Raw genomic sequence first — 12,977 nt, 5'->3', positions numbered from 1 at the left:
GTGCAGCCCGTTTAAGAGCCTGTAAGCTCTTGAACGGGTTTTTTAAATGTTTATTTTTTGAGATCAAATATATATCTTAGAAATATATACTTGATTCCGATATATATTTCTGTTAAATTCATGTCATGGATAGAACAAGTCTAATTAAAGGACATTTGGAGATGTGTGTGTTGGCCATTCTGAGCAATGGCAAGAGTTACGGTTACGAGATTATGAAGGAGCTTGAGAAACATCAACTGAAATTGAAGGGAGTAGGCAGCATTTATCCGATCTTGTCGAAGCTGAAAGACCAGAGGTGGGTCACGGATACAAGAGAATTTAGTGATAGTGGTAAGGCCAGAGTGTATTATGAAATAACGCCAAATGGAAGGGTATTTCTGGACAACAAGATTCAGGAATGGCAGGAGCTGCAACAGGATATTCGGTCACTGTTATCAGCGAATGTGCAGCTATATGCAAACGGCGAGGAACGGGAGAGCGGGAGATCATGACACTATCCTATGAAGAAGAACAATTTATAACCATAGTCCGTCAAGAATTGAAAAACTACGATATTACGCCTCATCAGATGGAAGAAATGGTAGCCCAAATTCAGGAACACTTGGAGGCATGCAGGGAGCACGGAGAGATGGGACTTCAAGATTTGGACTCTCCCATTATTTATGTCAGAGACTATGCAGAGGTACAAGGCTTTTCAAGAGTAAGTGACCCCAGTCAATCCACCCCTGCTCCGAAAGACTCCGGAGAGCGAACCAGCACAGGAAGGTTGTGGGGATTTCTGAAGCATCCGCTTATTTTTGCTGCGGTATACGTCATTTGCCAGTTGGCATTTTCCTTCTCATTAACAACGGCATGGGTAAATGGGTATGAGATTACGGGCTTCCATTTACTATATCGGATATCTGATCAGACGTGGTGGAATATGCTTCTGATATTATTCAGCCTTTTGATATCTTCTGTTATTACGCTGGTGGCCTATGTTTATGACAAAAGAAAACATCGACGTCCTTTCCCGGAAACGGAAGCTGGGAGCGTAACATGAGAAAGAAGTGGATGTTTACGATCTTGTCCGTACTGGTATTCCTGTTTCCAACATTCGATCATGCAGTTGAAGCGGAAGATGCACGATTTGGAAAGATTGATCTGTATATGAAAGAGATTATGGAGGAATACAAGATTCCTGGTCTTTCTGTTGCAGTCGTGCAGGATGAGGATATTGTATTTACGAACAGCTATGGTGTAACTGGGGAGGGCAAGACTGTCAGTTCCAAGACCCCGTTCTTACTCGGATCAATTTCTAAATCCATGACGGCTTTGGGGATTGTTCAACTTTTGGAGTCCGGTCAGGTGGATCTGGATGGGTCTGTTGGAGATTATCTTCCGTGGTTTACGGAGGAAACTTCTCCCGAGGTATCATCGATAACGATAAGACAATTGCTGGCACAAACGAGCGGCTACAGTACATTTACGGGCTTGGAGTATTCCGATGTGGCTGCCAAGGAGGCTTCTACCTTGAAAGAGAATGTTCGTAATCTCTCCAGGGAGAAGCTTAGCAAGGCGCCTGGGGAAGAGCATCAATACAGTAATGCCAATTATATGATTCTGGGTGCTATTCTGGAGGAAGTGTCCGGGCAATCCTATGCTGATTACATGGAGAAGCATGTGTTTGGACCGCTGGGTATGAGCATGGCTGCGGCGGATGAGAAGCGGGCTGCCCAGACCGGATTTGAGAAGGGGTTTCAATCCTGGTTTGGTTATCCTAGAGTAAGCAGTATACCGTATGATAACAGCGGTGCTTCATATGGTTACATCACAGCCAGCATTGACGATATGGCGCGTTATCTCCAGTTTCTGCTTCAGGAGAACGAAGGCTTGATCCGCCGTGAATACAAGGAGCTGTTCCTGTCACCACTGGTCCAGTATAGGACTGATCGTGCCTATGGATTAGGCTGGAGAATAAGTGAGACAGACCAAGGGGAGGCCATGTTATGGCATTCAGGATCAACACCTGAGGCTCGCGCGGAGATCTTTTTTATCCCGGATCGGGGTATGGGTGCCGTCATTCTGAGCAACAAGGACCATATTCTTGAGGAAGCCAGACTAATACAGGTATCAAAAGATCTGAGGAGCATAATTGATGGGCAAGACCCGAAGCCGCTTTCCGTGGGGACCCATCCATTGATTTGGCTGTTAGCAGGAATATGGATCATCTTGATGATCATCGTTGTATGGATGCTTATCATAACGAATAAACGTAGCTTTAAGCTACACCTTGCTCTTCCGTTTAGCTTGATTCTCTTTGTTATTTCAGGTGGTATCATTCCACTGTTTACGAGTTTGTCAAGTTCGCCGTGGAACTCCATCCGTCTTTTTGCACCCGACATTGCCTACTTGACGCTGGGGATCGTTGCCTGCGTTGCAATCATGGGACTCTTGCTCTTGTACGGAGCGCTTGTCAGCTGGAGAAGACGTCAGAAGTCAATATCCCATCGGGCTTGAATTGTGAGCTGTATGGAGCAGCTAGAATAAATGACTTTATGCGCGTGATCAGTTGCTGCAGCATAATAAAAATACCGGCAAAAGTAATACAATTCAAATAAACCATAGCGGTGCTCAGGATGTTACTCACGCCGTTATGGTTTATTTTTTATTGTGGACGCTTGATAAAAGATATGGGCGAGCGAAATCGTTCTGGCTTCCGGGCTTTCTTGCGATCAACCAGCAGGAACGATTCGTACATGGAGCGGCTTCAAACGCAAAAAGGGCTTCCCGCAAGATCTAAGATCTTTTGAGAAACCCTCGTTTTTGCAAAGAGAACAAAGGTAAGGATGCCTGGTCTGGCTGCCTTGTTACTTCGTTTCTGCTCCGCCCTGTGTTTTGAATTGCTTCAGCAAATCATACGTTATGACTTGATCCGATATCTTAAGCTGCTTTTGCGTCTCATCATATCCATCACGACATGCCTGGATGTCGGTTGGCTGACGCGTCACCAGATCATAACAGGTTCCACCTTCAAGCCCGGCCGTTTCGGAAGGCAGGTAGAACACCTTTTCATCGGAAAAAGCGCCGCTGCGAAGCGGAATCAGACGCGGCTCCTCATCAAACAAATGACTTCCGATCCAGTAATACGGCTCGCTAGACACACCCAGCAGATGCAGGATGCTCGGCGTCACGTTCATCATGCCGGCGGCATCTGAATATACTCCCGCATTTTCGCCGTCCGGCAAGCGGATCAGCAGGGGAACCTGGTTCATGATTTGTTCCATGTCGAGAGCGTTCAGCTCCCGTCCGAGGAACTTCTCGTAGTCCGCTTTGTCCTTGATCGAATTGTCGTGGTCGCCGTAGATGATCAGCATGGTGTTATCCCATAATCCTTGCTCTTTCATCTGGTCCACGAACTGGCCGAAAGCTTCGTCAACATAATGGATCGACTGTAAATAATCCCCGAACATCGTGCCTTCAAAAGCGCCTGTATCCAGCTTCCGGGCATCCTTCGGCACATAATACGGATGATGGCTCGTTAACGTGATCAGGAAGGAGTAGAAGGGCTGCTTGATGCTGTCCATCTCATTCAGCGATTGCTCCAAAAACGCTTTGTCACTGAGTGACCATCCCAGCACATCGGTCATATCAAAATCTTTTTTGCTGTAAAACCGATCATACTTCATTTCCCGATACATCGTCGTCCGGTTCCAGAAGCTGCTGTCATAGGCGTGGAAAACATTTGCGGCATAGCCCTGTTCCTTCAGAATCTCCGGAAGGGTATCGTATTCACGATCGGCATACCGCGTAAACACGGAACCCGTGGGCAGCGGCAGCAGGGAACTGTGTGTGACAAAGTCCGCATCGGACGTTCTTCCCTGCCCGGTTTGATGATAAAAATTGCTGAAATACATGCTCTCTTTCATCAATCGGTTGAAGTTCGGCGTGATTTCCTGACCCTCGATGGACTGGCCAACGACAAAATTCATGAAGGCTTCCGTCTGAATCGTAATAACATTACTGTTTTTATACTTGCCAAACCAAGCGTCAGAACCGGATGGCTTCATACGTTTGGCATCAAACCAGGCCTTGACCTGATTGACCTCCTCCTCAGCCAGCTTGGGCTGGCCAATCAGGTGATCCCGGCCATATCGGTAAATATCATATCCGTGGAAGCCGATCAGCCCCGTCACGTTATAAAGCGTGATATTCCACCAATTGCCCTCAAACAAGCCTACCGCCCATGTATCCGAAGCTCTTTTGATAGGAACAAAAGTCATGACAAGACCAAGGATGAGAACGAGCGTACCTGTTACCAAACGGCGATTGATCCGCTTGTGACGCTGCTGGCGTTGTTCACCAGGGAACAGGTAACCATTCGTGATCGATCTCCGTTTGCGGAATACCATGACTGCCGTAAACGGAACGATGATCAGCCAATCCAGGAAAAAGAACAGGTCATACCCGTGAATAAGAGAACGGATGCTGTCTCCGAGGGAGCCGACTTGCCCGGCCTGCAGGAGCACCGGTACCGTGATGAAATCATCGAAGTAACGGTAGTAGATCAAATCGGCGTACAGGATGCCTGTCCACAGCAGATTCAGTAAAGTTAGAGATGCGAGCCTGCCTCTTGGCGGAAGCCAAAAGGTCCAGAAGGAGACCAGCAGAAGCGAGCCCACGGCTATGATATAGTCTGCTTGATCGAGCTTCATATTGGAAATATGGAGATGATGATCCAGCAGGATGAGCTTGTACATCATAAGGACAAGGAATAATAAATATCCGGTATATCGGTAATGGAGCCCTTTGGAGGCCCGTCTTCGGATATCAATCCATGAATGGGATGAGAGCAATGGCATATCCTCCTTCACCAGCATTATTCTTTAGATTATAGTTTGGGCCGGCATGAATTCAAACGGAGCCCTCGCAAAAAAAACCGCCCGTGGGCGGCGATGGCAGTAGGATCATTATATTATTCTGCCGGTTTATTACGCGGCGGCAGGGGACCCAGATATTGATAGTACTGGCATTCAATCCGGCCATTGAACAGCTTGCGGCGCTTGTCTGCCTTGCGGCCGAAGTAATGCTCGAACTGTTTGGTCGGGCTCAGTGCGAAGAAGGACCAGGTCGGAAGCGAGTGCGTCACAGATCCGAGCTGGCGGATCAGACGTTCAACCTCCTCTTTCTCGCTCAATCGTTCCCCATAGGGCGGATTGGTTATGATACATCCGAATTCACCTTCAGGAATGGCCTTGGCTGCAGGAAGAACGTTGAACTCGATTTCTCCGGCGAGACCGGCACTCTTGGCAGACGCCCTGGCGACTTCGATGGCTTTCGGATCGATATCGCTCCCAGCAATCTGCAGCGGAATATCGTCCTTCACAGCGTCAAATGCTTCCTCGCGCGCATCTTCCCAGAGGTCGTTCCCGATGATATCCCAATGCTCGGACGGGAACGAGCGGCGCATGCCGGGAGCGATGTTCCAGGCCAGCATAGCGGCTTCAATCAGAATGGTGCCTGAACCGCAGCACGGGTCATACAGCGGGCGATGCGGTCCCCAGCGGCTCAGCTGCAGTAGAGCGGAAGCCATAGTTTCCTTCAGTGGAGCTTCCGTTACCAGCTTGCGGTAACCGCGTTTATGAAGGGCAGGCCCCGTCGTATCGAGCGTCAGTATGGCGCGATCCTTCAGCAAGGACACTTCAACTACATAACGGGGACCGTCCTCGGGGAACCATTCCGTACGATGCGAGAGCTTCAGCTTCTCCACGATCGCTTTTTTCACGATGCCTTGGCAAGCAGGAACGCTGCTAAGCTGCGATTTATGGGATCGGCCTTCCACAGGGAACTCGCCATCCGCCGGAATCCATTCTTCCCATGGAAGGGCCTTCGTTCCTTCAAACAGCTCATCGAAGGTGAAAGCCTTGAACTCACCCATTTTGACGAGGATACGATCTGACGTACGGAGCCACAGATTACAGCGGCAAATATCAATCAGGTCACCCGTAAAGGTAACTCTACCATTCTCTACTTCCATGTCCGTGTACCCGAGCTCTTTCAGCTCGCGGGCAACAACGGCTTCAAGCCCCATCGGGGCTGTCGCGATCAATTGTAATCGAGGCATTAACGATGTCAACTCCATTTAACATGTGTACGGCGATAGTCGCCGCCGGTTCAATCTATATAGTATAGGCGATTGCATTGACTAAGACAATTATCATATGATAGATCTCGTTAGGTTTAACGGGAAATAAGGTATGCTACTAAGAAAAAGGAGGCAGCTTCATTGCTTACGACCCCTGATGATTATGTTAACCAATTATATCCTGAAGATGAAGAGCTTCAGCTTGTGATAGAGGCCATTCGCGAACATGGCATGCCCGAGGTTTCGGTGGCACCGGCTTACGGCCGGCTGCTGACCCTGCTCGTACAGACAGCCGGCGCACGGAATATTCTTGAGATCGGTGCGCTTGGCGGATATAGCGGAATCTGTCTGTGCCGCGGGCTTCCTGCTGACGGTAAACTCACTTCACTGGAATTGAAGGAGGAGTACGCGGCGCTTGCGGGCACTCATCTGGAGAAGGCCGGCTTCAAGGATCGGGTGGAATACCGGATCGGTCCGGCTGCCGATAGCCTGGCAGCGCTGAAGCGGGAAGGGCGGACATTTGATTTTTTCTTTATTGATGCGGATAAGGAGAATTATCCTCTGTACTTGGAATATGCGATGGAGCTTGCAAATCCGGGTGCCATGATCGCCGGGGATAACTGCTTTTTGCGGGGAAGAACGTTGAATTCGGAGAAAAACGGACCTTCGGTTCAGGCGGTACGCCGCTTTAATGAAATCATTGCCACCGACGAGAGGCTGGTTAGCACGCTGCTGCCTGCCTATGACGGGTTGATCCTTGCACGCGTTAAATGATTAAACACACCATGATGTTGTGTACTGAACGATAAGATGACCATGGGAAGGAGTGCACCCATTGGACTGTCGACTGGAAGTCAGATTTGGGCCAGTGTATGAATTCTTTAACAGTATCCACACCTATATGTGTCCGTATGCCGTGGATATATGCAAACAGCAGATCCCTGATTTCAGGGAGGTTTCCACAGGTCATTTTGCTGCTTGCCATCTGATCTGATTCATAACAAAGGGGCTGTCCTCGGGTCGATTGTGACCACGGACAGCCCCTTGCAATTTGGAGCGATATTGGAGCGGTGCCATCAGGAATTGTATATCTAACGGTACTTGGGCGAGGGTTTGTCTGAGAACAGCTTCCGCCTCACCCAGATCATGTTGATGATCAGCAGGCAGCCTGAAGTAATAAACAGCCCCTCAATTCCGATGAATCCGGACAAGAACCCGCCGATCACTGCTCCGAGCATGTTGCCAAGCGCAAGTGAGCTTGTGTTGAAGCCGAAGGAGCGGCTTTCCATGCCGTCCGGGGTATAGGAGCGAATCAGCGCGTTGACACTCGGCAATAATCCGCCCATAAAGACCCCCATCATAAACCGTACGATGATGAGCTGCCATACGGACTGCACAAAAGCCTGCGGGATCAGCGTAAGTCCCGTTCCGATCAAGGCATACGTCAAGATCCGGTGTGCCCCGACCTTGTCGCTGAGCTTGCCGAGAATCGGCGAGGCGATCATGTTCGAGAGCCCTGTCACCGCTACAACGAACCCGGCCCATATGGCGATATCAACCGCCGACCCATGCAGCTTCTGAACATACAGCGGGAGCAGCGCCATCGGACTGATCATGGCGAATTGAAGCAGGAACGTGACCGCGAACAAGGACGGCAGCTGCGGAATGTGGCTCAGCTCCTTCAGTCCGGCGATAACCGAAGTCTGCGGCGCCCGGGCCGCCTGCTCACGGTTGAAATTCTCTTTGACGAGGAACAAAGCGAGCAGCGAAGCTGCAAATATCAGTCCGCCCGTAATATAGAAGATTGGCCGGAACCCGACCCAACTGGCCATGAGTCCGCCAATTAACGGACCGAGTATCGTGCCGGCAACTTGTCCGGACTGCATGATGCCCATGGCAAATCCCATCCGGTTCTTTGGCGTGGTCCCCGATACGAGGGAGATAGCCGCCGGGTTAAATCCCGATATGGTACCGTTCAGAAGACGGAGAACGAGCAAATGCCACGGATGGGTGGCAAAGCCCATACACGCAATGACAAGCGCCATGCCGAATCCGGAACGCAGCAGCATCAGTTTACGACCGTACTTGTCCGCGACTTTTCCCCAGATCGGCTGAAAAATGAATGAGGTCAGGAAGTTGGCTGCGAATATCAATCCTGCCCATAGTCCTATTTCCCGGTCCCCTACAACATTCAGGTCCTGCGCCAAATACAATGTCAGGAACGGGGTGATCATCGTCATCCCGGAGTTGACCAAAAACTGTCCGAACCAAAGCACAATGAGATTGATTTTCCAATTGGTCAATGTGCCCGTCACTTCCTTTCTAAGCTGTCGAGCCCGGAATGAACCGGACGAATGGAGTCTTACCCTAAAATTGCCGTTCTTCCAGTATAACATATTTGAAAAATGCCAAAAGCTAACAATGTCATAAGATTGTCATGCGATTTTCATAGGATGTCCATGTAAGACGGTTGTTACTTACTTTTAAAAAGGGCATAATGTTCTATAGGAAACTTTATACACTGATGGGGGCCGTAATCATGACCTATAACGATCAATTTATCCGCGCTTGCCGTAAGCAGGAAGTAAGCCATGTTCCTGTGTGGTACATGCGACAAGCGGGACGCTATGACCCGGAGTATCGAAAGATCAAAGAAAAGTACTCCCTTCTGGAAATATGCAGTCAACCGGAGCTGGCGGCTGAAGTAACCTTGATGCCGGTACGGAAGCTCGGTGTGGACGCAGCTATTTTATATTCCGATATTATGAATCCCGTTGCATCGATCGGGGTAGACTTCGATATTGTGAAAAATATCGGGCCTGTGATCGACAATCCGATCCGATCTGCAGCGGACGTAGAGAAGCTTCGCCCTATTGATGTGGAAGGCGATCTTGGACATGTGCTGGAAACAATCCGCATCTTGGACAAGGAGCTTGAAGTACCGCTGATTACATTTGCCGGTGCTCCGTTTACAATTGCCAGCTATCTGATCGAAGGAAGACCATCCAAGAACTATCTGCGTACGAAAGAGCTCATGTACAGCGAGCCGAAGGTATGGTTCTCCCTGATGGATAAACTCGGAGACATGGTGATTGCTTATTTGCGCGCCCACGTAGCGAACGGAGGGAAAGCGTTTCAATTGTTCGACAGCTGGGTGGGGGCCTTGTCCCCGCAGGATTTCCAAACCTTCGTGCTTCCTACCATCAAGCGTATTTTTGCAGAGCTTCAGGATCTGCACGTTCCGAAAATTTATTTTCCTGGCGTAAGCTCAGGAGAGCTGCTGCCTACGCTAACGGATCTCAGCGTTGATGTGATCGGCCTGGATTGGAGAGTGTCCATTGCGGAAGGACGCCGCCGTTTAGAGCATAAATATGCTGTTCAGGGTAACCTGGACCCGACCGTGCTGACCGGACCGATGCCGGTCATTCAGCAGTATGCGAAGGAGATCATCGATCAAGGGATTCAGGAGCCGGGCTTTGTGTTTAATCTAGGGCACGGTTTATTTCCGGAGGCTTCCCTGGAGAAGCTGCGTGAGCTGACATCCTACATCCATGAGTATTCGGCACAGGCACTACAGGCAGGTGCACAACGTTCTTAAAAGGTGAATATTTTATTAGTCAGAGGTGAGATGGTATGAAGAACAAGATTGGTGTATTGGTTATGTCCTATGGCACACCTGAGAACATGGAAGGAATCGAGAGTTATTATACCCATATCCGTCGCGGAAACAAGCCGACGGAGGAGCAGCTTAAGGAGCTGACCGACCGCTATGAGGCGATTGTTGGAGGTGTGTTTCCGCTCCGTGAGAACACAGATCGTCAGGTTCGGACGCTGCAGGATACATTAAATGTAGATCCGCGCAGTGCCGACCTTGAATTTGTATGCTATCAGGGATTGAAGCACGCTGCCCCGTACATTGAAGACGGTGTTGAGCAAATGGTGCAGGACGGCATTAAGGAAGCTGTCGGCATCGTGCTTGCTCCCCATTATTCCACGATGAGTGTGGGTTCCTATGTGAAGCGTGCTCAAGCCAAAGCGGATGAGCTGGGACTTCAGATTTCGTTCGTGGAGAGTTATCACATGCACCCGAAACTGATCGAGGCTTTTGCAGACCGCGTGTCTGCCAAGCTGAATCAGTTCGAAGAGGCAGGCGCTGATCGGGACAGCGTGAGAGTGCTGTTTAGCGCGCACAGTCTTCCTGAGCGTATCTTGTCCGTAGGAGATCCTTATCAGGAGCAGCTGCTTGAGACTTCCAAAGCCGTAGCCGAAAGAGCTGGCGTGAAGAAATGGCAGTTTACTTGGCAAAGTGCGGGCCGGACAGCCGAGCCTTGGCTTGGCCCGGATATTCTGGACACACTGCAAACTCTGAATAAAGAGGAGCAGGTTGAGGATGTGCTGGTTGCACCGGTCGGATTCGTATCAGACCATCTTGAGGTATTGTATGATCTGGATATCGAAGCCAAAAGCATTGCCAAGGAAATGGATATGCGGCTTGAGCGTATCGATTCGCTGAACAGCGATCCGCTCTATATGGAAGCGCTCAGTGATTCCGTGATCACGCTGATTGGACTGTAAAGCCGTTATTCGCAAAATTTGAATATGAAACATGGATATAGAACTCCCCGGTGACGGGGGGTTCTATTCTTTGCCGGGAAGCTGGTATAATGGGGGGAGCGACTTATTGCACTATTGCGCGATCTCATAAGTGAATAAAGGAGTGACCTATGCAACTGTCACGATCAGAGAAGAGCAAGGCCGAGAAGAAGGCCCGTAAGCAGCGAACCGGACAGGTTTGGATCATACTCAACCTATGTCTGATTTTGATGATTGCTGCTTTGCTTGTCTATCATTTTAAATTTAGAGAAGATCCTGTTCAGCAAACGGCACATCTGCCTGGTATGCCGGAATTTGGCGTGGAAGAGAACGATCCGGATCAGCCGGGTTCCGGGCAGCAGTCCGGCGGCGAGGGAACGGATTCGGCCCACCCGAATACGGATGAGCCCGATGAACAATGGGATCCCGATACATCCGAACCTGCAGACAGTGGAGCCGATGAACCAGCCGGCACCAATGACAACCAACGGGTGATCATGCATTTTGCCGGGGATACCTTATTCTCTGGCAAAGTGGAGGATGCGCTGAAGAGACATGGGTATGACTATCCATACAAGCACTTGGGCACCGCATTCCTGGAGGATGATTTGACCGTTCTCAATCTGGAGACCCCGGTCACGACCGGGGGAGTTGGCGCGGCCAATAAGAAATTTGTATTCAAGTCCTCGCCTGAGGTTTTGCCTTCCCTTCGAGAAGCAGGGATAGAAGCTGTTAATCTGGCTAACAATCACATTCTCGACCAAGGTCAGGAAGGACTTCTGGATACCTTGAAACATCTGAAGGACCATGATATCCGCTATGTTGGAGCAGGTCGTAATGAAGAAGAAGCCTTTGCGGCACAGTATTTCGAGCTGCAGGGCATGACGGTTGCACTGCTTGGATTCAGCCGTGTCCTCCCGGAGACGTCCTGGTATGCCCTGGAGAACAGGCCGGGCGTAGCGGGGGCCTATGATCACGTTCTGCCGAAGGCGGTTGAAGCGATTCAGGACGCGCGTTCCAAAGCCGATCTGGTCGTTGTGATCGCCCATTGGGGAGAAGAGCTTCACAAGACGCCAAATTCATACCAGATCAATCTGTCGCGTGCGTTCATTGACGGTGGAGCGGATCTGATTATCGGAGGGCATCCGCATGTGCTGCAGGGCTTGGAGCAGTATAAAGGCAAATGGATCGCGTACAGCACCGGTAATTTTATATTTACCAAATCGGGGAATGCCGATACGTGGAGCACTGCCGTATTCCAAGCCTCGTGCAGCCGTCAAGGAGACTGTGACCTGAAGCTGACGCCATACCGAACGGAGATCGGACAGGTCATTCCGCTGGAAGGCGAAGAAGCTCAAGCTTTGCTGCAGGAGGTACAGAAGCGATCCATCGGCGGTGTCAAAATAGCACCGGATGGTGAAGTTATAACAGGTAAAACAGTGGAATAATGTTAATTCGTTAACAGTTACACCAAGGAGGTCCCACCATGAACAATTTATGTGTGGCTCACCGGGGATTTTCCGGTATCGCACCTGAAAATACGCGCGCAGCCATTCAGATGGCGATGGATGAGCCTTTTGTGCACTGGATGGAAATCGATGTGCAGCTGACTCAGGATGGAGTCCCTGTAGTCATACATGATTTCAGCGTAGATCGTACGACAACAGGCCGGGGCAAGGTGAAGGATCTAACTTGGCAGGAAATCCGGAGAATGGACGCTGGAGAATGGAAGGGACGTCAATTCAGGGGGGAGCAGGTTCCTTCACTGGATGAAGTCTTGCAGCTTGTCAAAGGACGATTGAAACTTAATATCGAGCTCAAGACGAGCGGAGATATGTATCCAGGTCTGGAAGAGGCTGTGCTGGAGCGGGTCCATGCTCACCGGATGCTCCCGGATGTGGTGCTCACCTCCTTCGAGCCGAAAGCCTTGATTAAAGCGAAGGAACTGGATCCCGAAGTGAATACAGGACTTATTATCGATGCTCATCCCCGTAATTTGTTATCACGCTTGAAGCAAATGAAATGCTCTTTTTTATCCATCGGTTATTCTCATCTGGATGCAGCCTTTGCGTCGGATTTGGTGAAGAATGGCATCACCCCCATGGCGTGGACGGTGGATGATGCGAAGAGTATGAGATCACTGGCAAGAATGAATCCGGCCATCATGATCTGCACGAACCGGCCCGATACTTGGGGTCAGATTTTTATTCATAAAATTGCACCAAAAGTTCCATTCTGGCGAAGAAAATGGAGGTTTTAA

11 protein-coding genes are annotated in these 12,977 nt (G+C 49.9%); 8 read left to right on the top strand and 3 right to left on the bottom strand.

Annotation, left to right across the window (positions count from 1 at the left end; translation table 11 throughout):
• Positions 1-125: 125 nt before the first annotated feature.
• Genes M2277_RS02745 through M2277_RS02735 form a run of 3 tightly spaced genes read left to right on the top strand, consistent with a single transcriptional unit; the run spans position 126 to position 2,499 of the window.
• The gene (locus M2277_RS02745; protein ID WP_051449253.1) at positions 126-491 is read left to right on the top strand and encodes a PadR family transcriptional regulator; all 366 of its coding nucleotides are present in this window, start codon (positions 126-128) and stop codon (positions 489-491) included.
• The gene (locus M2277_RS02740) at positions 488-1,042 is read left to right on the top strand and encodes a hypothetical protein (RefSeq protein WP_280754081.1); all 555 of its coding nucleotides are present in this window, start codon (positions 488-490) and stop codon (positions 1,040-1,042) included. Before M2277_RS02745 ends, M2277_RS02740 begins: the two co-directional genes overlap by 4 nt.
• Positions 1,039-2,499, top strand: a complete 1,461-nt coding sequence (locus M2277_RS02735; protein WP_280754080.1) for a serine hydrolase domain-containing protein — start codon at positions 1,039-1,041, stop codon at positions 2,497-2,499. Before M2277_RS02740 ends, M2277_RS02735 begins: the two co-directional genes overlap by 4 nt.
• Positions 2,500-2,849: 350 nt before the next feature.
• Here the strand turns inward: M2277_RS02735 and M2277_RS02730 are convergent, their stop codons facing one another.
• Positions 2,850-4,835, bottom strand: a complete 1,986-nt coding sequence (locus tag M2277_RS02730; protein ID WP_280754079.1) for an LTA synthase family protein — start codon at positions 4,833-4,835, stop codon at positions 2,850-2,852.
• A 119-nt stretch (positions 4,836-4,954) separates the two neighbouring features.
• Positions 4,955-6,103, bottom strand: coding sequence for a THUMP domain-containing class I SAM-dependent RNA methyltransferase (locus tag M2277_RS02725; protein WP_006211727.1), 1,149 nt, complete (start codon positions 6,101-6,103; stop codon positions 4,955-4,957).
• A gap of 162 nt (positions 6,104-6,265) precedes the next feature.
• Between M2277_RS02725 and M2277_RS02720 the strand changes: the two genes are divergently transcribed.
• The gene (locus M2277_RS02720) at positions 6,266-6,898 is read left to right on the top strand and encodes an O-methyltransferase (RefSeq protein ID WP_280754078.1); all 633 of its coding nucleotides are present in this window, start codon (positions 6,266-6,268) and stop codon (positions 6,896-6,898) included.
• A gap of 317 nt (positions 6,899-7,215) precedes the next feature.
• On the opposite strand, the gene M2277_RS02715 is transcribed toward M2277_RS02720, so the two are convergent.
• Positions 7,216-8,427 carry an MFS transporter gene (locus M2277_RS02715; protein WP_006211725.1) on the bottom strand — a complete coding sequence of 404 codons (1,212 nt, stop codon included), beginning with the start codon at positions 8,425-8,427 and terminating at the stop codon, positions 7,216-7,218.
• A 236-nt stretch (positions 8,428-8,663) separates the two neighbouring features.
• On the opposite strand from M2277_RS02715, the gene hemE reads away from it, so the two are divergent.
• From hemE to M2277_RS02695, 4 genes are all read left to right on the top strand, one after another.
• Positions 8,664-9,722 carry a uroporphyrinogen decarboxylase gene (gene hemE, locus M2277_RS02710; RefSeq protein WP_036641552.1) on the top strand — a complete coding sequence of 353 codons (1,059 nt, stop codon included), beginning with the start codon at positions 8,664-8,666 and terminating at the stop codon, positions 9,720-9,722.
• Between the two features lie 35 nt (positions 9,723-9,757).
• A complete protein-coding gene (gene hemH, locus M2277_RS02705) occupies positions 9,758-10,699 on the top strand; it encodes a ferrochelatase (protein ID WP_063480229.1) in 942 nt (313 codons plus the stop codon).
• Between the two features lie 149 nt (positions 10,700-10,848).
• Entirely contained in the window at positions 10,849-12,165 is a 1,317-nt protein-coding gene (locus tag M2277_RS02700) for a CapA family protein (protein WP_280754077.1), read from the top strand.
• A 38-nt stretch (positions 12,166-12,203) separates the two neighbouring features.
• The gene (locus tag M2277_RS02695; protein ID WP_006211721.1) at positions 12,204-12,977 is read left to right on the top strand and encodes a glycerophosphodiester phosphodiesterase; all 774 of its coding nucleotides are present in this window, start codon (positions 12,204-12,206) and stop codon (positions 12,975-12,977) included.

The organism is Paenibacillus sp. LBL (assembly GCF_029893715.1).
In the GTDB taxonomy this organism is placed as follows: domain Bacteria; phylum Bacillota; class Bacilli; order Paenibacillales; family Paenibacillaceae; genus Paenibacillus_AQ; species Paenibacillus_AQ glucanolyticus.
Note: the sequence above shows the minus strand (reverse complement) of the source record. Positions and strands in the feature narration are given on the sequence as shown.